Here is a 24,061-nt window from a genome sequence, read left to right on the forward strand (position 1 = left end):
AAACACCGCAAAACGCAGCAATTGCACTGTAGCATGCAATGCGGCTCCTGCCCGCAGGGCGCACGAAAAGACAAATCTATTCTCTTGTGCTGCGCGTTCCCGCTACGCGTCGGCTAGGAACAGGCACACGCCTGACGAAACGACATCGCGCCGTGGCCGGCGAGGGGACACTTGCTAACCGACCTTATGAGGGCGGCCCACATGACCGCCCGGTGCTCAGCGCGGAAACAGCGTCTGTGCTGTGGCGTTGGCGTTGCGAGGCCGTGGTGGCGGTACCACGCCTGGTGGCCGCGCTGCATCCGTTCGTTGCGGCAGGGGCGCAGCGGGCTTCGGCTGCTGCAGCGTCGAGATCCTGGTCATCACGCGCATCAGCTGGTCCTGGCCGGCCTGCAACTGCTCGGTTGCCCTGGCTTGATCGCGAACGACCTGCTCCTGGCCGGCCTTGAGCTGCTCGATCCCGATCTGCAGATCGGCGACGTCGCGGGCCAGCTTCTGGATCAACGGCATCATGTCCCGATCGACGGACGCGGTGTTGTTATCTCCACGGTCAATCGACGGCTGCGAAAGCGATGCGGATGACGCGTTCAGCGAGGCGGTCGTCATGTCCGAGGACTGTGTGCCGGCGGCAGACGACCGCACATTGGCCGAACTCACGTCGGTGGATGCATCGGCATCGTTGGTTGCCGAAAACTTCAAAAGCGACGGCGTCCAGCGCGCCACCATCGATGTCGTAGCGTCGGGATAGAACCAGGCGGCAGCTCCCCCGATCAGGCCGGCCACAACCAGAATACCGATTGCACTATGCAAAGCCCTGCGGCGAAGCGACCTGCGCAAACGTGTTTGCGGAGTGCCTTTGTCACCACCCAGCTCGGGCCCCCGGGGGGCGGGCTGGGCCGCGATATCCGCAAGTCGCTGGTCGATCCGCGACAGCACGTCGCGCACGACCCGCTTGTAGATATCCGTGTAAGAATCCTTCTCAGGCGACAGACCGATCTCGCCCGGATCAACCTCGTTCACGTTCTGCGTCGACTGCACTGGTATTCCTTTCAGGTCCAAGCCCCCCGGACCAAAGGCGCCCGTCAGTTCCCGAATCGTCCGACAAATCGGCGCGGTGCTTTGACCAAACAAAGACTTCGCCGTGACAAGTGCGAGGCGATTTCAGGTTCCAGGCGAGGTTCTTGGGTGAGCTTCTTGGGTGAAGTTCTCAGGTGAAGTTCTTGGGGATCGACCGCGCTGCCGGGCCAGGGCCCAGAGCGATTGCGACGCGCATGACGAAGATATTGTGACGATGAATTTGGCCGCCCTCGTGAATTGACCCAGGCAGGAAGCGGGCGGCCGGCTCCAATTTCCTGCGTGCTGGACGACGCGAAAGCGGCTCGCTACAAGGATGTATATTAAGTTTGATAAAGCTTAAAATTGCGAGACAAATCGATCGCGGCGGCCCCCGGAGCGCCGGAGCCCCGTCAGCATGCTGGACCGGCGACGCGGTCGGGGGCGCTCATTCTGTGCGGCGGCATTTCAACGCGGCCGCCAAACGGCCTTGTCAACGTCGCATCAATGGCACTAGAAGAAAATCGTCAGCGAGGCACCCAAGAAACATAAGCTGATCTCCAAGGGAGGAAGAATGCGCAAAATCATCATTACTGTCGCCATGACCCTGCCAATGCTGGGGGCGGCCTATGCGCAAGACAGCATCAAGCTCGGCTACATCGATCCGCTGTCCGGAGGCGGTGCCAGCGTCGGCGAGGGCGGTCTCAAGACCTTCCAGTATCTCGCCGATGAGGTGAACGCGAAGGGCGGCATTCTCGGCCACAAGATCGAAATCCTGCCGCTCGACAACAAGACCAACCCGCAGGAGAGCCTGATCCAGGCCCAGAAGGCGATCGATGCCGGAGCGCATTACGTCACCCAGGGCAACGGCTCGTCGGTGGCGGCTGCGCTCGAGGATTTCGTCACCAAGCACGATACGCGCAACCCGGGCAAGGAAGTGCTTTTCTTCAACTACGCCGCGGTTGATCCGAGCCTGACCAACGACAAATGCAGCTTCTGGCATTTCCGCTGGGATGCGAGCTCCGACATCAAGATGGAGGCGCTGACCAGCTACATGAAGGGCCAGTCGTCGATCAAGAAGGTCTATCTGATCAATCAGGATTATTCGTTTGGTCAGTCGGTGCGGTCAGATGCGCGCAAGATGCTGGCGGCGAAGCGGCCCGACATCGAGATCGTCGGCGACGAGCTGCACCCGCTGCTCAAGGTCACCGATTTCTCGCCCTATATCGCCAAGATCAAGGCCTCCGGCGCCGACAGCGTCGTCACCGGCAATTGGGGACAGGATTTCGCGCTGCTCCTGAAGGCTGCGGCGGATGCCGGTCTCAAGGTGAACTGGTACACCTATTATGCAGGCGGCGCCGGCGGTCCCACCGCCATCAAGCAGACCGGCCTCGATCATCAGGTGTTCCAGATCACCGAAGGCATCCCGAACTCCGGCAACAAGGAGGCCATGGAGTTCGAAACGGCATTCCGCGCCAAGGCCAACATGTCGCTGTGGTATCCGCGGGCGGTCAACGAGATCAGGATGTTCAAGGCGGCGGCTGAAAAGGCCAACTCGGTCGATCCGATCAAGGTTGCGGAAGCGCTCGAGGATATGAAGTTCCAAGTGCTGGACGGCGGCGAAGGCTTCATGCGCAAGGACGACCACCAGTTCTTCCAGCCGATCTACATCTCCTCCTTCGGTACGCTTGCGGACAAGGAGAAGGAGCCGTTCGACGAGGAGAACACCGGCTGGGGCTGGCACATGGTCTCCAAGATCGACACCGCGCAGACCATCGTTCCAACGACCTGCAAGATGAAGCGGCCCTGACAGGCCGGCCACGTCGCGCCCCGTGCCCACAGCGGCACGGGGCAGCGCGGCTGTTTCCGCTTATGAGCGGGCGAGGGCTCGATCCCTTGTCCAACGGGCCTTGGCTAGGTGCTTGGCCCGGCCCAAAATTGCAATCGAGCCGTCCGGAGAACAAACGAGTGCGTCGTGCTTGAGTTGATCGTCATATCGACCCTCAACGGCGTCTTGTTCGGGATGCTGCTGTTCTTGCTGTCGAGCGGGCTGACCGTGATCTTCAGCATGATGGGCGTGCTCAATTTCGCCCATGCGAGCTTCTACATGCTGGGCGCGTTTTTCGGCTACCAGCTCACCAAATGGATCGGCTTCTGGCCGGCGCTGGTGCTGGCGCCGCTCCTGGTCGGCGCGATCGGCATGGCGGTCGAGCGTTATGGCCTGCGCAACACCCACAAGCACGGTCATGTTGCCGAGTTGCTCCTGACCTTCGGTCTCGCTTTTGCGATCGAGGAGATCGTGTCGATGATCTGGGGCAAGAGCCCGGTCGACTATCGCGTTCCGGCTGCGCTCGATTTCCCGGCCTTCACGCTGTTCTCCACCAATTATCCGGCCTACAAGCTCTTCATGCTCGCGATCTCGGTCGCGATCTTCGTGGGGCTCTTGCTCGTCTTGAAGCGGACGCGCATCGGGCTCATCGTCCAGGCTGCGCTGACCCATCCGCACATGGTCGGCCACCTCGGTCACAATGTCGGGCAGATCTTCATGCTGGTGTTCGGGGTCGGCAGCGCGCTTGCCGGCGTGGCCGGCGTGATCGCGGGCCCTGCGCTGGTCACGCAATCCGACATGGCCGCGCTGCTTGGGCCGATCCTGTTCGTCGTCGTCGTGTTCGGCGGCCTCGGCTCGCTGCCCGGCGCCTTCATTGCTTCGCTTTTAATCGGGCTGATCCAGACGTTTGCGGTGGCGTTGAACGGCTCGCTTGCGACCGCCTTCGGGCCGCTCGATCCGAGCCTCGGCCCCTCGGTGCTGACCGACATCTGGAACGTCACGATTGCCCAGATCGCCCCGATCCTGCCTTACGTGCTGCTGGTGTTGATCCTGATCGTCCGTCCGCTTGGCCTGATGGGAACGCGTGAAACATGAGCCAGGCCATCACCACCGCCGCCGACCTCCTCAAGGAGCACAACGGCCGCAACCTCGGTTTCTATGGCATCTGGCTCGCGGCCGCCGCCGCACTCGTCGTGTTGCCGCTGATCTTCTCCTCCGGCGGCGCGCTGACCTCGTTCAGCCTGATCGGCATTTCGATCATCTTCGCGCTGTCCTACAACATCCTGCTCGGGCAGACCGGCCTGCTGTCGTTCGGCCATGCCGTCCAGTATGGGCTCGGCGGCTTCCTCGCGGTTCACGCGATGAACGCCGTGGCCGATCATCAATGGCCGGTCCCACTGCCGTTCATTCCGCTGATCGGCGGGGTCGGCGGGCTCGCCTTTGCCATGCTGGTCGGATGGGTGATAACCCGGCGCGCCGGCACCGTGTTCGCCATGATCTCGCTCGGCATCGGTGAGCTCGTTGCCTCGTCTTCGCTCATTCTGCGCAGCGTGTTCGGTGGCGAAGCCGGCATCACCACCGACCGCACCGCGCTGCCGCACATGTTCGGCTGGAGCTTCGGGCCACAGATCCAGGTCTATTATCTGATCGCGTTCTGGCTGATGCTCTCGGCGATCGCGATGTATGCGCTGACCCGCACGCCGCTCGGACGCATCTGCAACGCCGTACGCGACAATCCGGGGCGGGTCGAGTTCATCGGCTATGATCCGCATGTCGTGCGCTATCTGGCCTACTGCTTCGCCGGGCTGTTTGCCGGCGTCGCCGGTGGGCTCACCGCGATCAATTTCGAGATCGCGAACTCGGCCTTTCTCGGCGCGACGCAATCGGGGCTCGTGCTGTTTGCGACCTTCATCGGCGGCACGGCGTATTTCTTCGGCCCGGTCCTGGGCGCCATTCTCGTGACCTATCTGCAGCTCGGGCTGACCAATCTCACCACCGTCTGGCAACTCTATTTCGGCATCATCTTCATCGGCATCGTGATGTTCGCGCCGGGCGGCATTGCCGGCCTGCTGATGATGCATCGCCCACTGATCCGGGGCCGGACCCTCGGCATGGTGATCCCGTCCTATCTGATTGCTGTGCTCCCGACCGTGGCGCTGGCGCTCGGCATCATCCTCGCGATCGAGACGGTCGCGCGTTACGGCCAGGGCCAAGGGGAGGGCAGCGTCATCAACCTGCTCGGTGTTGCCTTCAACGCCACCTCGCCGATCACCTGGATCGTCGCGGCAGTGCTGATCGTCGCAGGCTTGCTCGTCTCCCGCATCACCTGGCGGCGAATGGCGGAGGCGTTCGATCACGCCGCCACCGTAGCCCGCGATCGGGGGTACCTGGCGTGACCGCAGCCATTGACATCAGCGCCGTTGAAAAGCGGTTCGGCAATATCAACATCATCCGCGATCTCAATCTGAGCGTCGCCAAGGGCGAACGCCACGCCATTATCGGGCCCAACGGCGCCGGCAAGTCGACGACCTTCAATCTGATCAGCGGTCATCTGAAGCCGACCTCGGGCGAAATCCGCTTGAACGGTGAGGTGATCTCCGGCCTGCGCCCGTTCGAGGTCAATCGCCGCGGTCTGTCGCGCTCATTCCAGGTCACCAACGTCTTCGCCAAGATGACGGTCTGGGAAAATGTCCGTTGCGCGGTGCTGTGGGCCACCGGCCATCGCTATGCGTTCTGGAAGAATGTCGACGAGCTGCCGGAGGTGCGCCGGCGCACCGCCGAGATCCTCGAGGACATTCACCTGATCCATCGCCGCGACGTGCCCGCCGGGCTTCTGACCTATGCCGAGCAGCGCGAATTGGAGATCGGCATCACCATCGCCGGGGGCGCCGATGTCATCATGCTGGACGAGCCAACCGCAGGCATGAGCCACGCCGAGACCGAGCGGGCTGTCGCGCTGATCCGCCGCCTGACCGAGGGCCGCACGCTCGTCATCGTCGAGCACGACATGAGTGTCGTGTTCGGGCTGGCCGACCGCATTTCGGTGCTGGTGTACGGACACATCATCGCCTCCGGCACGCCCGAGCAGGTTCGCGGCGATCCCAAGGTCAAGGAAGCCTATCTCGGCGAGGAGGCGCATTGATGCTCGAGGTCAAGGACCTCCACGCCTTCTACGGCAAGAGCCACATCCTGCAGGGCGTCGATATCAGCATCGGGGCAGGCGAGGTGGTGAGCCTGCTCGGACGCAACGGTGTCGGCCGCTCGACGACCGTGAAGGCGATCATGGGCGAGGTGGCGCCACAAGGCACGATCCGCTTCAAGGGAAAGGATATCGCCGGCCTCCCGAGCCATCGGATCGCGCGCGCCGGGCTCGGTTATGTTCCGGAGCACCGCGACATCTTTCCGGGGCTGACCGTCCGTCAGAACCTGCTGCTCGGCATCAAGGACGTCCGCAAGCCCGGCAAGTGGCGCCTCGAGACCATGCTCGAGATGTTTCCCAATCTGGCCTCACGGGCCGACACGCCTGCGGGCGTCCTGTCCGGCGGCGAGAAGCAGATGCTGACGATCTGCCGGACGCTGATGGGCGATCCCGAGCTGATCATGATCGACGAGCCGACCGAGGGACTCGCGCCCCTGATCGTCCAGCAGGTCGGCGATCTCATCGCGCAAATCGCAGCCGCCGGCGTCGCCATCCTGCTGGTCGAGCAGAAGCTCTCGATCGCGCTGCGGATCTCGCACCGCGTCTATGTCATGGGCCACGGCCGGATCGTCTTCGAAGGCACGCCCGACGAGCTCAAGGCCAACGCCGCCATCCGCAAGGAATGGCTCGAGGTGTGACGGTGGGTTGCGATCGACGGCTCCCGCGATCGTGCCGTATATGTTCAGCTTCCTGCCAAGGCGTCGCGCATGGCGACGCGGCTTCCGTCCGGCTTGCTGAAATAGAGATGGTTCTCAAGCACGGATTGCATGTTTTCAAACATCGAATAGAGGTCGTCGCAATAGACCGATGGATTGTCGTAACCGTTCTTCTTCGAAAAGCGATGTGGAAGATAGCCGCCGCCACACGCATTCATGAACTTGCATTCGCGGCACTTCGCGCAAAGCTTAACCGACGCGTCGCGTGCCGCTTTCCAGCGAGGCTCGTTCCTGACCTCGTCGATCTCATGATCGAAGATGTTGAACCTGGTGCTCGTGAAGCCGTCGCCCGCGATACGCAGCACATCGTGAGCCTCCACGGTGCCGTCGGTCATAACGGTGCAGAGCTCGACAGGCTTGTGGCCCACGCCTTCGGTCGGTGAATTGTTTCCGAGCAGGGCAGTGATCATATCGGAAATGATGCGGATGTTGGCCGTTTGCGTCGTGCGGTTGGCCGCAAGCCAGACGTCGAACAGGCCCTTGTAGAACGCGGCGATGGACGGCGGGCTTTCATCCACCGTCGCATCGGGGATCATGATGTCGTAGTTGACGATTCCGCATGCGGCGAAGAAATCGGCATATTGCTGCGGCGGGCAGTCAGGATTGCAGACCGCCAAGGCGATGACGCCGATGTCACGCGATACAAGCATGCGAGCGGCTCGTTCCACCGCAGCGTGGGTGCCTGTCCCCTGAAAGGTCCTGCGGTTTAGGTCGTGAATATGCGCGGGCCCGTCCAGACTGATCGCAACCGAAATGTTACCGCGCTCGAAGCAGTCCAGCCATTGGTCATCGATCAGCACGCCGTTGGTCGTGACCGCAATCGGTATGTCGCAGCCCGTGCGTGCTGAAATGCCGTCGCAGGCTTCGGCAAAGCGGTCAAAATTTTCAACGCCCCAAAGCAGGGGCTCGCCCCCGTGCAGGATAATGGGAAATTCAGCCAGACAGTATCTCACGACGTGCTGCTCGATGCGCTGAAGCAATCGATGCAGCACGTCAGCACTCATCAGCTTGGGCTTGCTATAGACGGACGCGTCGCGAAACCAGTAGCAATAGGAGCAGTCGATGTTGCATCTGGTTGCAACCTTGACCAGCAGCTGCGTGATCGGCTGATCCAGAAACGCGGCAAAGTCTGAACGTTCAGCCAGCATGCCGACACCGAGATAGACGTGGAGAAACCATCTGGAGCAGCGAATTTGAAATTCCGATCAGTCGGGCGGTGCGTTCTTCATCGGAACTTCAAATTCAAAGCCGCACCGGCGACGTGATGCGAAGGTCGCGGAGTGCTAGTACCCTCGAACAAAACCCCCGCGGCGGAATGCACCTACGCCCGGAGCGTACCCGCCTCGGCGAAAGGCGCCCGCATGTGGTCCTTTCGCAAACCCGCCACGTCTGAAATAAACCTGGGTCGTCGTGGCCTCGTCGGCGACTTCCTTCGCATTCTGTCCGCGGAGATCGTTCAGCAATGCCTCGATACCCTGATGGTCGCTCTGAATAGTCGTGCCTGGCCCGTGCAGCTGTATGAGGCTCGCCAAAATCTTCAGCGTCGTAATTGGCATGATGTGCTCCTCTTTTCGCGACGCAGCGTAGGAATCGAACGAAAGGCCGGTCAATCAAACCCGGCAGAGCAGCACCAACGTGTAAACCTTTTCTCGCACGGTGGCAACGCCACGAGAATGCACGCGCTCGAAGCGACCTGAGGACCAGCGCCCCCAGGGCTTTTGAGTGCAGAGGCTTTCGAGTTCAGGGGCTCAGGTCACTGGAATCGCAGAGGGCGCGGCAGAGCCGGCCGAGGCGCCGGACGTGGAGCTGCTCCGGCGGGCGCATCGCTTTTTGCAGTTCGGCAAACACGCGCCAGCTGGTCCTGACCTGCCTGCAGCTGCTCGGTCGCGCGGCTCGACTGTTCCTGGCGACTCTTCAGCTGCTCGATCCCGGCCCGCAGATCGGCAACGTCCTGCGCAATCTTCTGGATCAATGGCGTGAGGTCTCGCTCGGCGGCCGGCGCAGCGGCTGGCGAATTCGAATCGTCCGCCTCGGCTACCGTCTCCGCCGCTCCTGCATTCGTATCCGGCAAGGGTGAGGCAGGGGCCGCATGCGTCACATTGGCCGAGCTCAGATCGGTCGGCGTCTCGACTTCGCTGCCCAAGACTTTCTGAAGCGAAGGCACCCAGCGGGCCACCAAGGATGTGGCGGTACCGCCGCGAAACCAGATCACGACGGACCCGACGAGCCAGATCGACAAAGCCAGACCAATGACGGCGCGCACCAGGCGCAGCCCCCGTCGTCCCGAGCGGCGTACCTCCGCTTGCGCGCTGCCATCGACATCGCCGACGAGTTCACCAGCGTCGGACGACTCAGGGACAGAGGTCTGAGCTTCGATCTGCGCGATCCGTTGATCGATGCGCGCAAGCACCTCACGTACGACCCGCTTATAGATGTCCTCATAGACATCATTGTTGAGCGACAGAGCAACGTCACCCGGATCAACTTCTTTCGCGTCGTTCGCGTCTGACGTCGACTGCATTGGCATTTCCCTCAGGTCCAATACCCCCAGGGCAAAGGGTGACATTCCCGTGCTCCAATCATCCGCTGCTTTGACCAAAGCAAGACAGTGCGGTGACGAGCCCGAGGTGATTTTTAAACGGCGTTGCAACGCATGTCGGTGCAATCGGTACGCCGAATGAGATCACAGGCGACCGAATTGCCGAATTGAAAGGACATCGCGCAATGCTTACGCGAGAAAGTCCTCGACAGCCCTTATGAAGGCGTCAGGTTGCTCCAGCGGCGGACAGTGCCCGCACCCCGGCAATTCCACGTAGGTCGCGCCCGGAATCTTGTCTGCGAGCAGACGGCAGAGCGGGGGCGGGGTGGCCGCGTCGAGCTCGCCGCAGACGACGCGCGTAGGCTTGCGGATGGAGCCGAGCTGCGGCGTCAGGTCCGCGGACATCAGGCTGCGGCAGGCGGCGATGAATCCTTCCGGCGCAATCCCCAGCAGGACGCGCCGGCGCTCCTCGACGGCGCCGGGATGGGCGGCCAGATAGGCGTCGTGGAATACCCGCTTGGCCGAGATGGTCGCCACCGATCCGATGCCTTCGTGCTCGACCTTGGCCGCCATTACCTCGAACGCTTTCCGTCCCTCCGGCGGGAAGCCGGCCGCGACGTCTGTCAGCACCAGCTTGCCGAACTTGTCGCCGTGTCGGAGCGCCATCGAGATGGCGGTGGTGCCGCCGAAGCCGTTCCCGATGACGATCGTCTCCTTCGAAAGTCCGCCCGTCACGAAGACCGATGCAAGGCGATCAGCATAACCCTCGATTCCCGGCGCGATGCAGGCGGAGCCGTGAAAGCCGGGCAGGTTCACCAGCGTGACCCGGAACCTGCGCGCCAGCCAAGGCAGCACCGGATCGAACGCGGCGCGATCGGCAAGAAGCGAATGGACGATGAGCAGGTCCGCCCCAGCGCCGGTCTGCACCGCGGTCAGGCGACCATCCGCAAACGTGACGGAGTTGAGTTCCACCGGCTGCCTCATTCAATATCAGATTGAAGGAAATAAGCAGCATCTGAAATTGGCGTCAATGGAACTTGGATATGAAATTACGTGAATATTTGTCCTATTGCGCGTCGATCTGACCAGCCTATAATATATCAGATGAACGAGATTCCTTACCAGCTGATGCGTTCGGATATCTACGGCGTGCTGCGGCGTGAGATCCTGAGCTGCGCCATTCCGCCTGGGGCGGAAATCCGCGATGCCGACATCGCCGATCGCTTTTCGGTCTCCCGCTCGCCGGTCCGCGATGCGCTGCTGCGGCTCGAGGCGGAAGGCCTGGTCGTCATCAGCCCGCGCAAGGGCTATCGCGCGTCTCCGATCTCCATCGCTGATGCGCGCGATCTGTTCGAATTCCGCGCGGTTCTCGAGCCTGCTTGCGCCGCAAGCGTGGCGACCGAAGCCAGCGAGGAATCCTTGCGCGCGCTCGACCGGTTCCGTTCGATGAACGGCTTTGCTGCGGCCGAGGAGGGGACCGCGCCGTCCTTCGTGCACTACAATCGCGAATTCCACCTCGCCATCGCGCGCCTTTGCACCAATCAGCGTATTCGCGTGGCGACCATCGACCTGATCGAACAGTTCGATCGCCTGGTCACCGTGAGCATCAGCAGCAACGAGGCCGGTGGGCAGCGCGATGCGCTGATCGCAGAGCATTGCGACATCATCGATGCACTGCAGGCCCGCGACGGCAAGCGGGCCGGACGGATATTGGCGCGGCATGCCGGCCGTGCACGCAAGCGCGTGCTGTCGGCCCTGTCGCGCTCGCCGATCGTACCTTGAGGAGGCGACGGTGAAAGCCTCCGCCTTCGCCTATCACGATCCTCGCAGCTGCAGCGACTTGGTTGATCTGCTGGCGAAGCTTGACAATGCCAAGCTGCTCGCCGGTGGCCAGTCCCTGATGCCGATGCTCAATTTACGGGTGGTGGCGCCGGATCATCTCATCGACATCAACCGCATTCCGGAGCTTGCCGGCATCCGCCTTGCCGCGGACGCGGTCGAACTTGGCGCCATGACGCGGCAGTCCGACCTTCTGGACTCCCCGGATCTGGCCGTGGCGGCGCCGATCTTTCGCGCAGCGCTTGCCCATGTCGGCCATGTCCAGACCCGGTCGCGGGGCACGTTCGGCGGCAGTTGCTGTCATCTCGATCCCGCCGCCGAGCTGCCCGCACTCTGTGCGCTGCTGGATGCGGAGTTCGATGTCGTCGGCGCGGGCGGTTCGCGCGTTGTCAAAGCGCGCGACTGGTTCAAAGGCTATCTCGAATCTGCGCTGGACGAGCGGGAGCTGCTGCGCTCCATTCGATGGCAGCGATGGCCGGGCGGACACGGTTATGGATTCAGCGAATACGCCCGCCGCCGCGGCGATTTTGCGATTGCCGGCGCGGCGGCCCTGCTGGAATTGAACACGGAAGGGGCTGTCCGACGCGCCGCGATCGTCGTGTTCGGCGTAGAGCCGTCGCCTGTGCGACTCGCTGAGACCGAGCGGGCGCTGACCGGACGCAGGCTCGATAGCGGTGCCATTGACGAGGCTGTCGCGGAAGCCCGCAGGCTGGATCCGATGTCCGACGTGCATGTATCAGCCGCTTATCGGCGCCATCTCGCCGGGATCGTCACGATGCGCGCGCTCGCTGATGCCGCGCGCAATGCGGAGATGCCCACATGAGCGCACGCCGGATCAGTCTCCACATCAACGGCGGGAGCGTCGAGGCGGAGGTCAATGTCCGCACCAACCTCGCCGATTTCCTGCGGCAGCAGCAGGGTCTGACCGGAACGCATGTCGGCTGTGAACACGGTGTCTGTGGCGCCTGCACGGTCATCGTCGACGAGCGGCCGGTGCGTTCCTGCCTGATGCTCGCAGTGCAGGCCGACGGTGCGCGGGTGGAAACGGTCGAGGGACTGGGAAAACCGGAGGCGCTGTCCCCGCTGCAACAGGCTTTTACGAACCACCATGCGCTGCAATGCGGATTCTGTACGCCGGGCATGCTCATGACGCTCGAAGCCTTCCTGCGCGTCAACCCGTCGCCGACGCGCGACGAGGTCAGGGACGTGCTTTCCGGCAATCTCTGCCGCTGCACCGGCTATCAGGGCATCGTCGACGCCGCGCTCGATGCGGCGGCGGTGCAGAGGGGCACAAGATGAGCACACGCTATTTCGGCGTTGCCGTGCCGCGCCTGGAGGATCCCCGCCTTCTGACCGGCGGCGGCAACTATGTTGATGACATCGTGCTTCCCGGCATGCTGCATGCGGCGTTTCTGCGCTCGCCGGTCGCGCACGGGCTGATCAGGCGGGTCGATCTGTCAGATGCGCGCGCCATGCCGGGCGTGCGCGCCGTCTACGGGATGGCCGACTTCGGAAAGATTGCCGGCGGCCCGATGCCGCCCATGGCTCCGCATCCGCTGCTGAAAACGCCGATCACCTGCGCGCCGCTGACCAGCGACGAGGTCTGCTACGTCGGCGAGCCCATCGCCATGGTCTTGGCCGACAGCCGCGCCGAGGCCGAGGACGCACTGGCGGCGATTGAACTCGACATCGAGCACCTGCCGGCCGCAGCCGACGCCCGTGATGCGGCTGACGCCGGCGCGGCGCGCGCGCATTTGAATCGCGAGAGCAACGTCATCGCGACCTTGCGCGGGGCACACGGCAATGTCGACCAGGTCTTCGCGCGCGCAGCGCACCGGTTCACGGAGACGTTCGAAACCCATCGCGGCGGCTGCCATTCCATGGAATGCCGCGGCGTCGTCGCCGCGATGAATGCGCGCTCGGCCGAACTCTCGGTTTGGACGTCCTCGCAGTCGCCTTACATGGTGCGTCGGCACCTCGCGGCCTATCTCGGCCGTGATGAATCGGACATCCGGGTCATCGCCCCCGATGTCGGTGGCGGCTTCGGACCCAAGGCCAATGTCTATCCGGAAGAGTTCGCGGTCGCGCTCGCGGCGATCACCTGCGGCCGGCCCGTCAAGTGGATCGAGGACAGGCAGGAGCATTTCCTGGCCACAACGCAGCAGCGTGACCAGATCTGGACGCTGGAGGTCGCCTGCGACGCGCAAGGCCGCATGCTGGGCGTACGCGGCCGCTGCGTCCACGACAACGGCGCCTATGCGCCGTATGGCCTGATCCTGCCCGCGACCGCGCTGGCGTCCTTTCCGGGTCCCTATGCGCTCGACGCCTTCGACATCGCGGTAGATGTCGTGCTGACCAATCTGGTACCGACATCGCCGGTACGCGGCGCAGGCCGGCCGAACACGGCTTTCGTGCTGGAGCGTCTCGCCGATTGCGTGGCGCGTCACCTCGGCCTTTCCCGGGACGAGGTGCGACGCCGCAGTTTCGTGACTGCGGATCAGATGCCGTACGCCACCGGCGGAAGAATGCGCGATGGCTCGGCGGTTGCCTATGACAGTGGGGACTACACGCGGGCGCTCGATCTTGTGCTCGAGAAGATCGACGCTGCAGGCTTCGAGCGCCGCCGCACTGAGGCTGCCGCGCGCGGCCGCCTGCTTGGGCTTGGGCTCGCATCCTGTGTCGAAGACACCGGGCTCGGCCCGTTCGAAGGCGCTTCGGTGCGGGTGACGCCGGCGGGCCAGGTGGTGGTTTCGACGGGAGCCGCAAGCCAGGGGCAGGGCCATGCAACCACACTGGCCCAGATCGCGGCAGACGCTCTGGGAGTCGATTTGTCCCAGGTGTCGGTCAAGTCCGCGGATACCGGCGCCTTTCCGCTCGGCATTTCCACCATCGCCAGCCGCATCGCCGTCACGGCAGGCTCGTCCGTCGAGATCGCGGCGCGAAAGGTGCGCGACAAGGCGATCAAGGTGGCGGCCCATATGCTCGAGGTCGGCGAGCACGACCTGGAGATCGAGAACGGAATGGTCGGGGTCGTCGGCGTGCCCGGACTGACCGTGAGCCTTGCCGCGATCGCCCGGACGTTGTCCGGTGCCGCCGGCGTCCGGCTTCCCCCGGGCGTCGATCCCGATCTCGCCGCCACCGGCTATTTCGAGGCGAGCCAGCTCGCATTCGCGTACGGATCGCATGCCTGCGAAGTCGAGATCGATCCCGAGACCGGCGATGCGAAAGTGACGCGCTATGTCGTTGCCCATGACTGCGGCAAGTTGATCAATCCCTTGATCGTCGACGGGCAGATCCGAGGCGGGATCGTGCACGGCATCGGAAACGCCTTGTACGAACGCATGAAGCACGATGAGGCAGGCCAGCCGCTCACGACGACCTATGCCGACTACCTGCTGCCGGCCGCGTCCGAGATGCCTGATATCGAAATTCACCACATCGAGACGCCGTCGCCACGCAACCCGATCGGGGTGAAGGGCGCGGGCGAGGGCGGCACGATTCCTGCCGCGGCCTGCGTGATTTCGGCGATCGAGAATGCGCTCGGACCGGCCGGGCCATTCCTCAGGGCACATCCGGTATCTCCGGAGCAGATCGCAGAGTGGGTGAACGCAACCAGGCAATAGACGATCAGGCAATAAACATCAGACAACAAATAAAAGGGGGAAGCGATGAGTGTAGTGGCTGAAGCAGGCGCGGTAACAGCGGCGACAACGTCCATCTCGGTGCAATCGGGGGCGCGGCTCGACCGCCTGCCGATTTCCGCGTTTCACAAGCGCATCTTCTGGCTGATCGGCGCCGGCATGTTCTTTGATGGCTACGACCTCTATGTCGGCACCAGCGTGCTCGGCGCCACGCTCGCCAGCAAGTTCTCGACGCTGGCGCAAAACGCGCAGTTTGTTTCGTTCACCTTCTTCGGCATGACGGTCGGCGCGCTGGTCGCGGGATTTCTGGGTGATGCCTATGGCCGCCGCTTCACCTATCAGTTCAACCTGCTGCTCTTCGGCATTGCGTCACTTGGGGCCGCCGTCGCGCCTTCGATGGAGTGGCTGGTCGCGGCGAGATTCCTGATGGGCCTCGGTCTCGGTGCGGAAATTGTGGTCGGCTATTCGTCGTTGACCGAATTCGTTCCACCGGCCTCGCGCGGCAAGTGGCTGGCGCTGATGGCGATGATCGTGGTGTCCGGTCTGCCGGCAACGATCCTGCTGGCCTCGATCCTCATTCCCCTTGTCGGGTGGCGCGCGATGTTCGTGATCGCAGGGGTCGGCGCGCTTATCGTCTGGTACTTACGAAAATCCCTCCCGGAATCTCCGCGCTGGCTGGAGTCCAAGGGGCGCGCAGGGGAGGCGGAAGCCCTGGTGGCGGAGATCGAACGGGAATGCGGCGGGACGTCCCTGCCGCCGGTTCGCGCAGCTGCGCCCGTGAGAAGCTACGCCGTGACGGAGCTGTTCGGTCCGGTCCTGCTGCCGCGCCTGATCCTCGGGTCGATCGTCCTGATCGTGATCAACACGCTGATCTTCGGTTTCGTCACCTGGCTGCCGACCTTCTTCGTCCAACAGGGCGTGACGCTGACCAAGTCGTTTGCCTATACGCTGATCATGTCGTTTGCCGCACCGATCGGGTGCGCGCTCGGCGCGTTCCTGGCTGACCGGCTGGGGAGACGAATGACGATCGTGGGCGCGTCGGTTTCCACGATCGTGTTCGGCTTGATCTATCCCATGCTGGCGGAGCCGGTGGCCTTCGTGGCGATCGGCTTCTGCCTGCTGCTGTCGATCTACGTGCTCGTTGCCTTGCTCTACGGCGTCTATACGCCCGAGCTGTTTCCAACCGAGGTCAGGCTCCGGGCCAATGGTATCTGCAACATGCTTGGACGCGGCGCGACGATCGTTTCGCCATTCATCGTCGTCGGGCTTTTCAAGAGCTATGGCGTCAGTGGGGTCACATCGCTGATGGTCGGGCTTCTCGCGATCCAGATCGCTGCCGTGCTGGCTTGGGGAATCGAACCGGCCAAGCGCGGCCTGGAAGAGCTTTCGCCGCAGGACTAGTCCTTGAAAGATGCTTGGCCCTCAAGATGCTTGGCGCTCAAGATCCTTGGCACTTGAGCAACGAGAGTTGAAAAGCGCCTTCGGTCGCTCAAGCGTCGCGCGATCCAGCAAGCCCGGCCATCAGCGCCGCCTCGTTCACATGTTGCACCGGCATGCCGAGCGCCAGCGCTTGACCTGACAGCGCCGTCTCGAAGACCTCGCGAACATCACGCGAGGCGCAGAACAGCCCGGCGACGTCGCCATCGACGCCCGGGCGCAGCATCGCCTGCACGCCCGCGCGCGCAAGGCCCGCGACGCCGCCGAGCCATGAGAACAAGGCCGCCGGCTGCGATGCGATCGCCTCGTAGGCCGGAGGCGGCGCATCGGTGGACGAAAGCAGCACCACCTGCGCCTGCGCATACCAGGGATAGCCGGCGTCATCGAACAGACGCCGCGCCGTTGCGGTTTCCGTCGTCGACAGCAGGACGAGGTCGGCGGGCGCGCGACCCGACAGGCTCGCCACGGCGCGGCCGAGCGCCGAACGCACCCGGATCCGGGCGACGAAATCGCGTCCGAGCGCTTGCCATCCTGGCGCATCGGGAGCCGCGACCGTGGAGCAGGCGAAAGTCATGCGCCCGCAGGCGGCAAGCGCCGTCGCCAGCACGTCCGCGACCGGCGCCGGGACGCCGTCGCCATCGGCCTCGCCGCTCCAGCCGATCAGCGCGAAGGCGCCGGCGGATGGGGGCGGGGCGTCAAGCTGCCAATGGGCTCCCGGCGGATCATAGGTGATGAAGAACTGCACGTTGGTTCGTCCCGAAGCTGTGAGCAAAGAGATCAGGGCTGGTCGGCGGCCGGGAGCGGCGTGAAGAAGGTGTCCTCGGCCCAGTCATAGACGACGCCGCCGACTTTGCTGCCGAAGAGATAACCGCCGATGCCGCCGCCGATGCATCCGACAAAGCCACCCACCGCGGTGCCGCCACCGGGCTCGATGAACGTTCCGATCCCGCCGACGACGGCTCCGCCGCCTTCGCATCCGGCCCAGGCACCGGCCCAGCCGAACACGACCTGGGTGGTGCGCCGCAGTGGCTTGGAGGATTGGACGATCGACCAAATGTCCAGCGCGACGCCGACGACCAGCAGCACCCGTCCGCCCCAGCGCAGATACTTGCCGGCACGATAGAGTATCTTGCCGCCTCTGCCGACGGTCGTGTGATCCTGGATGCCCCAGACGTTCTTGGCGGCGCCACCGCGGTTCCAGTGATAGTCGATGGTCTTCGACTTCGTGTTGTAGCCGTAGTCCAGCCGCAGGTGCTTCTTGCCGGTGACGTCCTGAATGAAAATCGTGGATGTCGAGCCGGTTGGCGGCACCCATCCGCGCGGGCTGAGCTCGAGCGCAAGTCCGTTTGTGCCCGGGATCGGAATGCGCGCCACCGATGCGACGCCTGGCCCTGCCATATAGGGCACAATGCCGGACAGCGGCGCGTCCGATCCATCCACGTCCCAGGGATTGGAGCCGGGCACATTGCCCTCCATCTGGTCGACCGCATGGTCAATGACGGCTTGGCGCCGGTCGGCTTCCGCCATGGCATCGGACATCGCCTTGACGGCGCCGACCACGAGGTCGTGCATATTCGCCAGGCGCTCCATCTCGGTGAACGTGCGGCTGCCGGGATCGACATGGCCATCGGCGACCTGGGGTAGGGTCTTCTTCTGGAATGTGAGTATGGCGAGATAGAGCTTGTTGCTGCAGATGCCTTCGATCATCCGCTCGTTCAACGCGCCTTCCGCGCCGCCGAGTCTCGCCGGGATCTTGTTCAGGAGTTCCTGCACGGTTCGCTGATCGCTGACGCGATTTTGCGAATTCCGTCCGTGTCGCCGACCGACCGACGATACGATACCCATTGGAACCTCCCGGATGGCAGGTCCGACCAACAAAGCCGGCCGGAGCGCAACGGCTCATCGTTAGTGGCACGCGGCGCGCCGCCGGTTCATATCGATTGCGATCTGCAGATGCGCGGCAGGCTTGGTCAGCGCTACTTGCACGTGTCGTTTCGCGTTCAATCGGAGTCTGCGCGCCGAAAAGGGTAGGCGTTTCAGAGAGCGTTTTCGGCTTCGAACGGAGTGAATCTTTGTTCAATCGGAATCAGTCGGTGGAAATTGCGCTTCCATCGGAGTCGTTGGACCCGGACCGACGCGCGGAACTTATTGGCGCCCCAGATTGTTCCTAAAGCAGTACGTGGCGTTGCCGGCTTTTCCCGACCGCCGTTCTGCAGGGGAGGAAAACATGAGCGTTTCCGGCCGACAGGTTTCGTTCGCGCTTGCCGCAATCCTCGCGGGGGCTGTTGCAGGCGTCACATTCACCGGCTTCGCCCAAGCGCAGCCAGGCCGTGGAGGCGGTGGAGGCGGAGGCTTTCATGGCGGCGGCGGTGGCGGTTTCCATGGCGGTGGCGGCGGCTTTCACGGCGGTGGCGGCGGCTTTCATGGCGGTGGCGGCGGGTTTCACGGTGGCGGTGGTTTCCATGCGGCCGGTGGCGGCATCCACCCAGGTGGAGGCTTTCGCGGAGGCGGTGGTGGCTTCCATGGCGGAGGCATGCGCGCCGCCGGTGGCTTTCACGGAGGCGGCGGCTTTCATGCCATGCGCGGCGCACCCGGTGGTGTACGACACGGGTTTGCGGGCCACGCTCCCTCGGGCCGCAGCTTCGCCGGCCACAATGCGCCGGTGGGCCGCATTCATGCGCCGGCCGGCATTGCCGCGGGCAACCGCGCAGCGCCGAACAGCCACGTCGTCTCGAACCGCATGATGCTGCGTGACGCCAGAGCCGTCGGCCATGCGCTGTCGTCGCGACAGGTCAGGACCGCCATGCACGCACCCGGCGGCCTGCGCAATCCGGCGCGCCGCGCCGCGATCACCGCAGCCGTTGCCGGTGCCGCCTTCGCGCATCACCATGGCGGGTTCTGGTGGCGCCATGCGCATGGCGGCTTCGGCTGGGTCGGCCCGGTGTTCTGGCCCTACGCTTACGACGATTTCTACGATTACGCTTGGTGGGGCGGCGACTATTATCCGTTCTGGGACTACGGCTATGGCGATCTCTATGCCGGCCTGTTCGGCCCCTATGATTACGGCTCGCTGAACGCCTATGCCCGCTATCTGCCCGAGACCACAGGCTCGACGCGGCCGGCGCATGCGGCCAAGAACGAAGAGACATCGACGCTGGCCGACATGTGCGGCAGCGACAGCAAAACCATCGCCGGTTTCCCGGTCGAGCAATTCCGTAGCGCCATTCAGCCCAATGCCGAACAGGCGGCGGCACTCGACGATCTCGCCAATGCCTCGCAGAAGGCTGCGGAGCTCATCCGCAACTCCTGCCCGAAGGATGTGGCGCTGACCGCGCCGAGCCGCCTCGCTGCCATGCAGCAGCGGGTCCAGGCGATGCGCGATGCCGTCAACATCGTGAAGCCACCGCTCGACAGGTTCTATGGACTGCTCAGCGACGACCAGAAGGCGAAGATTACCGCGCTGGCAGCGGAGCAGCGCACCGCGCGGCGCGGCGACACCAACGCGAGCGGCGGCAGCTGCACCGCGGACCAATCTGCCACGACGTCGTCTGCGATGCCTTGGCCGAGCGATCAGATCGAGCGCGACGTCAAGCCGACCGACGCACAGCGCGCAAGTCTCACCGCTCTGCAGGATGCGACGACGAAAGCCGCCGATATCCTGAAATCATCCTGCCCACCGACCGAGGCGCGCACACCGCCGGCCCGGCTGGATGCAGTCGGCGCGCGCCTCGACGCGATGCTGCAGGCGCTCGGCACCGTGCGACCGGCGCTCGACACGTTCTACAACTCGCTCAGTGACGAGCAAAAGGCCGCCTTCGATGCGATCGGCCCGGCGCGTAACGGTCCCTCGACCGCCTCCGCCGACGAGGACGAGACCCCTCGCCGTTCTCGCCATCGCCACCATCACGGCGTGAGCGTGCGCAGCCTGGTGTTTCGGATGATGGGGCTGTGAGGGACGCATGCCTCATCTGATGGAGCGCTAAAGCAACCAGCCTATTTCCATCAAGCGATTTTTCGAAAGCTAATAGTAGCGAAGAACTAGCAAAACTAATCGTGACGCGCATGCGTGAGCACGATGGGATTATTGTTCAAATGAAAGGCGAATTTTCGATCCGGGAACGTGCTCGCAGCCAGTCAGCCAGCAACCTGAGTGAAAGGCTACGGTCAGCAGGGGTGCCAGATAGCAACCTTCGTGAGTTAAATTCGGAATCGTCTCAACGCTAAACGCTCCGTTGCGGATGAGAAATATCCAGCCGGTGCCAAGCTTCGGCGCTTCCGAACGGGCCAGGCAGCGCTCCAGCCGCCTGCAGGAGCTTCTCAGCCGATCCGGATCAAGGCCCGTCTCGTCTCTGACGCCGCTGCCGCGCGGCGCGGAGTATCGGCCGCCTTGGGGCAGCTAGGGGGGGCCGCCGAGGGTGTGTCAGACTTCGATTGAAGCAGAAAGACTCAGAACGACAGCACGGGCGATGCGCTCCATATCCAATTCGCATAAGGTATATTATGGAATATATTTATTCATAGAGCACACAGAGGCTTAGGCGGAAATCCTGCATTTGAACCTGAGTTTCGCGGCGCGCTTGAAGCTCCTGGAGGCCCGGTTCGGCGCTTGCCAAGGGTGCGTTGCCGACGCTGGTTCGAGGCGCGGCCCTGTCGCCCCGATGGCCCATATTGTCGCCGCGTCGTTCGCCTGCAATAAGCGCACGATGGACGGGGATCGCGGATGACGTCGGCGGATTCGGTCCGTATAGATCACGTGAAGCCGCATGAGACCTCGCGTCTCGAAACCACAAAAAGACGTCCTAAGGGAGAGACGAGCATGAGCCTGTCACGACGCGCGCTACTGAAGGCCTCCGCGGCGACAGCGGTTGTCGGCGGGATCGGCAGTATGGCTGCGCCCCATGTGGCACGCGCGCAAACCGCCGAGTTCACGTACAAATACGCCAACAACCTGCCCGACTCCCATCCGATGAACGTCCGCGCCAAGGAGATGGCGGCGGCGATCAAGGCCGAGACCAACGGCAAATTCGACCTCCAGATCTTCCCCAACAACCAGCTCGGTTCCGACACCGATATGCTGAGCCAGATCCGCTCCGGCGGCGTCGAGTTCTTCACGCTGTCGGGCTTGATCCTGTCGACCCTGGTACCGGCAGCGTCGATCAATGGCATCGGCTTTGCGTTCCCGGACTACGACACGGTCTGGAAGGCCATGGATGGCGATCTCGGCGCGTACGTGCGCGGCCAGATCAACAAGGCCGGGCTCGTGGTCATGGACAAGATCTGGGACAATGGCTTCCGTCAGACCACATCGTCGACCAGGCCGATCAATGGGCCGGATGATTTCAAGGGCTTCAAGATCCGGGTTCCCGTATCGCCATTGTGGACCTCGATGTTCAAGGCGTTCGACGCCGCGCCCGCCTCGATCAATTTCAGCGAGGTCTATTCGGCGCTGCAGACCAAGGTGGTCGAAGGCCAGGAAAATCCGCTGGCCATCATCTCCACCGCCAAGCTCTACGAGGTCCAGAAGTACTGCTCGCTGACCAACCACATGTGGGATGGCTTCTGGTTCCTGGCGAACCGGCGGGCCTGGGAAAGCCTGCCCGACGACGTCAGGACGATTGTCGCCAAGAACATCAATGCTGCCGCGGTCAAGGAGCGCGAAGACACGGCGAAGCTGAATGCCGGCCTTCAGCAGGACCTTTCGGCCAAGGGGCTGGTCTTCAACCAGCCGGCGGTGGCGCCGTTCCGCGACAAGCTGCGCGCGGCCGGATTCTATGCCGAATGGAAGGGCAAATATGGCGAGGAAGCGTGGGGCCTGCTTGAAAAGGCCGTCGGCAAGCTGTGATAGCAAGCTGATTTAACAGTCTGTCGCTCTCGTTTGGATCGACGCCATGGCGCATGCCGAGTTCACCGAGATTGTGGTCAGCGAGGTCGTCGTCGAGTCCCCTCGCCGGCGCTTGCTGATCGGGACGATCGAAGCTGTGCTCGGCCGTCTGGTGGAAATCCCGGCAGCAATCCTGGTCGTCGCCGAGATCGTGATCCTGTTTGCCGGCGTGGTGGCGCGTTACGCGCTGCACCAGCCGTTGATCTGGTCGGACGAACTGGCGTCGATCCTGTTCCTGTGGCTGGCGATGCTCGGCGCCGTCGTTGCGTTCCGCCGTGGCGAGCACATGCGCATGACGGCAGGCGTAGCCGTCGCCGGACCGCGGCTTTGGGCCTATCTCGATGCGGTGGCGACCGCCGCCGCGCTGGCCTTTCTGGTCATGGTGGTGCGGCCCGCTTATGACTATGCCGTAGAGGAGAGTTTCATCACCACGCCGGCGCTCGGAATCGAAAACATCTGGCGGGCGGCGGCGCTGCCGGTCGGCATCGCCCTGATGACGCTCTTTGCGCTGCTGCGGCTGATGCGAGCGGCCAATCTCAGGACCGTGCTGGCCGCCCTTCTGTCCGTCGCCGCCATTATTGCATTGTTCTGGCTGGCGCAGCCCTGGCTGAAGCCGCTCGGCAACCTCAACCTGGTCATCTTCTTCGTCGGCGTGGTCGCCTTCTGCGTCTTCGCCGGTGTGCCGATCGCATTCGCGTTCGGACTCGCGATCTTCGGCTATCTGGCGCTGACCACGCGCACGCCGCTGATGGTGCTGGTCGGGCGTATGGACGAGGGCATGAGCCACCTGATCCTGCTCTCGGTGCCGCTGTTCGTCTTCTTAGGGCTCCTGATCGAAATGACGGGCATGGCGCGCGCGATGGTCGCGTTCCTGGCGAGCCTGCTCGGCCATGTCAGAGGCGGCCTGCATTACGTGCTGGTGGGCGCGATGTACCTGGTCTCCGGCATTTCCGGCGCCAAGGCGGCTGACATGGCGGCCGTGGCGCCAGTGCTGTTTCCGGAAATGAAGGCGCGCGGCGCCCGTCCCGGCGACCTCGTCGCCCTGCTCGCGGCCACTGGCGCCCAGACCGAAACCATCCCGCCGAGCCTCGTGCTGATCACCATCGGCTCAGTCACGGGCGTCTCGATCGCGGCGCTGTTTACCGGCGGTTTGTTGCCGGGCGTGGTGCTCGCGGTCACGCTGTGCGCCTTGGTGTGGTGGCGCTATCGCAAGGAGGATATGAGCGGCGTGCGGCGCGCCACGCCATCCGAGATCGGCCGCAGCTTTGTCGTCGCCCTGCCCGCGCTCGCCCTGCCCTTCGTCATTCGCTTCGCCGTGGTGGAAGGCATCGCGACCGCGACCGAAGTCTCGACCATCGGCATCGTCTATGGCCTGCTCACCGGCCTCCTGATCTACCGCAGGTTCAACTGGCGCCGGCTGTTTCCGATGCTGGTCGAGACCGCGGCGCTATCCGGGGCAATCCTGCTGATCATCGGCACGGCCACCGGCATGGCCTGGGGGCTGACGCAGTCCGGCTTCTCGCGCTCGCTTGCGGCGGCCATGACCGGGTTGCCGGGCGGCGCGGCGACCTTCATCGCGGTCTCGATCCTGGCCTTCACGATCCTCGGCAGCGTGCTGGAAGGCATTCCCGCGATCGTGCTGTTCGGGCCGCTGTTGTTTCCGATCGCGCGCGCCGTTGGCGTGCACGAGGTGCATTATGCCATGATCATCATTCTGGCGATGGGGATCGGGCTGTTCGCGCCGCCCTTCGGCGTCGGTTATTATGCCGCTTGCGCCATCGGCCGTGTCGACCCCGCCGCCGGCATGCGGCCGATCTGGGGGTATCTGCTGGCGCTCCTGATCGGGCTTACGATCGTAGCGATTTTTCCCTGGATTTCGATCGGGTTCCTGTAGAATCCTCAGACAAGACGGGAACACAGCCAGGAGGGAG

20 protein-coding genes are annotated in these 24,061 nt (G+C 63.8%); 13 read left to right on the top strand and 7 right to left on the bottom strand.

Annotated features, from left to right (window positions below; translation table 11 throughout):
• Window positions 1-216: 216 nt before the first annotated feature.
• On the bottom strand, window positions 217-1,035 hold the full coding sequence (locus tag ACQR1W_RS02400) for a hypothetical protein (RefSeq protein WP_434849308.1): 819 nt from the start codon (window positions 1,033-1,035) through the stop codon (window positions 217-219).
• Window positions 1,036-1,624: 589 nt separating this feature from the next.
• On the opposite strand from ACQR1W_RS02400, the gene ACQR1W_RS02405 reads away from it, so the two are divergent.
• The 5 genes from ACQR1W_RS02405 (at window position 1,625) to ACQR1W_RS02425 (ending at window position 6,715) form a co-directional block, all read left to right on the top strand.
• Window positions 1,625-2,860: a branched-chain amino acid ABC transporter substrate-binding protein gene (locus ACQR1W_RS02405; RefSeq protein WP_008968628.1), complete on the top strand. Its 1,236-nt coding sequence runs from the start codon at window positions 1,625-1,627 to the stop codon at window positions 2,858-2,860.
• Window positions 2,861-3,025: 165 nt separating this feature from the next.
• Window positions 3,026-3,973, top strand: a complete 948-nt coding sequence (locus ACQR1W_RS02410) for a branched-chain amino acid ABC transporter permease (protein ID WP_434849309.1) — start codon at window positions 3,026-3,028, stop codon at window positions 3,971-3,973.
• Window positions 3,970-5,274, top strand: a complete 1,305-nt coding sequence (locus ACQR1W_RS02415) for a branched-chain amino acid ABC transporter permease (RefSeq protein ID WP_434849310.1) — start codon at window positions 3,970-3,972, stop codon at window positions 5,272-5,274. Before ACQR1W_RS02410 ends, ACQR1W_RS02415 begins: the two co-directional genes overlap by 4 nt.
• Window positions 5,271-6,020 (top strand): ABC transporter ATP-binding protein, encoded by a 750-nt coding sequence (locus tag ACQR1W_RS02420; RefSeq protein ID WP_434849311.1) that lies wholly within the window; start codon window positions 5,271-5,273, stop codon window positions 6,018-6,020. Before ACQR1W_RS02415 ends, ACQR1W_RS02420 begins: the two co-directional genes overlap by 4 nt.
• Window positions 6,020-6,715, top strand: coding sequence for an ABC transporter ATP-binding protein (locus ACQR1W_RS02425; protein WP_434849312.1), 696 nt, complete (start codon window positions 6,020-6,022; stop codon window positions 6,713-6,715). The genes ACQR1W_RS02420 and ACQR1W_RS02425 overlap by 1 nt, the downstream gene beginning before the upstream one ends.
• Before the next feature lie 44 nt (window positions 6,716-6,759).
• On the opposite strand, the gene ACQR1W_RS02430 is transcribed toward ACQR1W_RS02425, so the two are convergent.
• The 3 genes from ACQR1W_RS02430 to ACQR1W_RS02440 all read right to left on the bottom strand — a co-directional run bounded on the left by ACQR1W_RS02430 (window position 6,760) and on the right by ACQR1W_RS02440 (window position 10,304).
• Window positions 6,760-7,941 (bottom strand): radical SAM protein, encoded by a 1,182-nt coding sequence (locus ACQR1W_RS02430; RefSeq protein ID WP_434849313.1) that lies wholly within the window; start codon window positions 7,939-7,941, stop codon window positions 6,760-6,762.
• Between the two features lie 605 nt (window positions 7,942-8,546).
• Window positions 8,547-9,359 (bottom strand): hypothetical protein, encoded by an 813-nt coding sequence (locus tag ACQR1W_RS02435; RefSeq protein WP_434849314.1) that lies wholly within the window; start codon window positions 9,357-9,359, stop codon window positions 8,547-8,549.
• Window positions 9,360-9,521: 162 nt separating this feature from the next.
• Window positions 9,522-10,304, bottom strand: coding sequence for an alpha/beta fold hydrolase (locus ACQR1W_RS02440; protein ID WP_434849315.1), 783 nt, complete (start codon window positions 10,302-10,304; stop codon window positions 9,522-9,524).
• Window positions 10,305-10,436: 132 nt separating this feature from the next.
• Here ACQR1W_RS02440 and ACQR1W_RS02445 point away from each other — a divergent pair, with 132 nt between their 5' ends.
• From ACQR1W_RS02445 to ACQR1W_RS02465, 5 genes are read left to right on the top strand one after another with little or no spacing between them, the layout of a single operon-like run.
• Entirely contained in the window at window positions 10,437-11,114 is a 678-nt protein-coding gene (locus ACQR1W_RS02445) for a GntR family transcriptional regulator (protein WP_434849316.1), read from the top strand.
• Window positions 11,115-11,124: 10 nt separating this feature from the next.
• On the top strand, window positions 11,125-11,994 hold the full coding sequence (locus ACQR1W_RS02450) for an FAD binding domain-containing protein (protein ID WP_434849317.1): 870 nt from the start codon (window positions 11,125-11,127) through the stop codon (window positions 11,992-11,994).
• Entirely contained in the window at window positions 11,991-12,470 is a 480-nt protein-coding gene (locus ACQR1W_RS02455; protein ID WP_434849318.1) for a (2Fe-2S)-binding protein, read from the top strand. Before ACQR1W_RS02450 ends, ACQR1W_RS02455 begins: the two co-directional genes overlap by 4 nt.
• Window positions 12,467-14,794, top strand: a complete 2,328-nt coding sequence (locus ACQR1W_RS02460; RefSeq protein ID WP_434849319.1) for a xanthine dehydrogenase family protein molybdopterin-binding subunit — start codon at window positions 12,467-12,469, stop codon at window positions 14,792-14,794. The genes ACQR1W_RS02455 and ACQR1W_RS02460 overlap by 4 nt, the downstream gene beginning before the upstream one ends.
• 45 nt (window positions 14,795-14,839) lie before the next feature.
• A complete protein-coding gene (locus ACQR1W_RS02465) occupies window positions 14,840-16,213 on the top strand; it encodes an MFS transporter (RefSeq protein ID WP_434849320.1) in 1,374 nt (457 codons plus the stop codon).
• A gap of 88 nt (window positions 16,214-16,301) precedes the next feature.
• Here ACQR1W_RS02465 and ACQR1W_RS02470 read toward each other — a convergent pair whose 3' ends face one another.
• The 3 genes from ACQR1W_RS02470 to ACQR1W_RS02480 all read right to left on the bottom strand — a co-directional run bounded on the left by ACQR1W_RS02470 (window position 16,302) and on the right by ACQR1W_RS02480 (window position 18,824).
• On the bottom strand, window positions 16,302-16,994 hold the full coding sequence (locus ACQR1W_RS02470) for a hypothetical protein (RefSeq protein WP_434849321.1): 693 nt from the start codon (window positions 16,992-16,994) through the stop codon (window positions 16,302-16,304).
• A gap of 32 nt (window positions 16,995-17,026) precedes the next feature.
• Window positions 17,027-18,094 carry a hypothetical protein gene (locus tag ACQR1W_RS02475; RefSeq protein WP_434849322.1) on the bottom strand — a complete coding sequence of 356 codons (1,068 nt, stop codon included), beginning with the start codon at window positions 18,092-18,094 and terminating at the stop codon, window positions 17,027-17,029.
• 322 nt (window positions 18,095-18,416) lie between these two features.
• Complete coding sequence (locus tag ACQR1W_RS02480; protein ID WP_434849323.1) at window positions 18,417-18,824, bottom strand: hypothetical protein; 408 nt, start codon at window positions 18,822-18,824, stop codon at window positions 18,417-18,419.
• Between the two features lie 3 nt (window positions 18,825-18,827).
• On the opposite strand from ACQR1W_RS02480, the gene ACQR1W_RS02485 reads away from it, so the two are divergent.
• The 3 genes from ACQR1W_RS02485 (at window position 18,828) to ACQR1W_RS02495 (ending at window position 24,024) form a co-directional block, all read left to right on the top strand.
• Window positions 18,828-20,201, top strand: coding sequence for a Spy/CpxP family protein refolding chaperone (locus ACQR1W_RS02485; RefSeq protein ID WP_434849324.1), 1,374 nt, complete (start codon window positions 18,828-18,830; stop codon window positions 20,199-20,201).
• 864 nt (window positions 20,202-21,065) lie between these two features.
• Window positions 21,066-22,091: a TRAP transporter substrate-binding protein gene (locus ACQR1W_RS02490; protein ID WP_434849325.1), complete on the top strand. Its 1,026-nt coding sequence runs from the start codon at window positions 21,066-21,068 to the stop codon at window positions 22,089-22,091.
• 46 nt (window positions 22,092-22,137) lie between these two features.
• Entirely contained in the window at window positions 22,138-24,024 is a 1,887-nt protein-coding gene (locus tag ACQR1W_RS02495; protein WP_434849326.1) for a TRAP transporter large permease, read from the top strand.
• Window positions 24,025-24,061 lie beyond the last annotated feature (37 nt).

Origin of the sequence: Bradyrhizobium sp. HKCCYLS1011 (genome assembly GCF_051167795.1) — a bacterium.
In the GTDB taxonomy this organism is placed as follows: Bacteria; Pseudomonadota; Alphaproteobacteria; order Rhizobiales; family Xanthobacteraceae; genus Bradyrhizobium.

Bases quoted from the DNA above. Each gene is read 5' to 3' on its own strand.
- ACQR1W_RS02465 (WP_434849320.1), top strand. From the start codon at position 14,840: ATGAGTGTAGTGGCTGAAGCAGGCGCGGTAACAGCGGCGACAACGTCC.
- ACQR1W_RS02480 (WP_434849323.1), bottom strand. From the start codon at position 18,824: ATGAAAGCCGCCGCCTCCGTGAAAGCCACCGGCGGCGCGCATGCCTCC.
- ACQR1W_RS02485 (WP_434849324.1), top strand. From the start codon at position 18,828: ATGCGCGGCGCACCCGGTGGTGTACGACACGGGTTTGCGGGCCACGCT.
- ACQR1W_RS02475 (WP_434849322.1), bottom strand. From the start codon at position 18,094: ATGGGTATCGTATCGTCGGTCGGTCGGCGACACGGACGGAATTCGCAA.
- ACQR1W_RS02425 (WP_434849312.1), top strand. From the start codon at position 6,020: ATGCTCGAGGTCAAGGACCTCCACGCCTTCTACGGCAAGAGCCACATC.
- ACQR1W_RS02490 (WP_434849325.1), top strand. From the start codon at position 21,066: ATGAGCCTGTCACGACGCGCGCTACTGAAGGCCTCCGCGGCGACAGCG.
- ACQR1W_RS02495 (WP_434849326.1), top strand. From the start codon at position 22,138: ATGGCGCATGCCGAGTTCACCGAGATTGTGGTCAGCGAGGTCGTCGTC.
- ACQR1W_RS02445 (WP_434849316.1), top strand. From the start codon at position 10,437: ATGAACGAGATTCCTTACCAGCTGATGCGTTCGGATATCTACGGCGTG.
- ACQR1W_RS02460 (WP_434849319.1), top strand. From the start codon at position 12,467: ATGAGCACACGCTATTTCGGCGTTGCCGTGCCGCGCCTGGAGGATCCC.
- ACQR1W_RS02430 (WP_434849313.1), bottom strand. From the start codon at position 7,941: ATGCTGGCTGAACGTTCAGACTTTGCCGCGTTTCTGGATCAGCCGATC.
- ACQR1W_RS02415 (WP_434849310.1), top strand. From the start codon at position 3,970: ATGAGCCAGGCCATCACCACCGCCGCCGACCTCCTCAAGGAGCACAAC.
- ACQR1W_RS02405 (WP_008968628.1), top strand. From the start codon at position 1,625: ATGCGCAAAATCATCATTACTGTCGCCATGACCCTGCCAATGCTGGGG.
- ACQR1W_RS02435 (WP_434849314.1), bottom strand. From the start codon at position 9,359: ATGTCACCCTTTGCCCTGGGGGTATTGGACCTGAGGGAAATGCCAATG.
- ACQR1W_RS02455 (WP_434849318.1), top strand. From the start codon at position 11,991: ATGAGCGCACGCCGGATCAGTCTCCACATCAACGGCGGGAGCGTCGAG.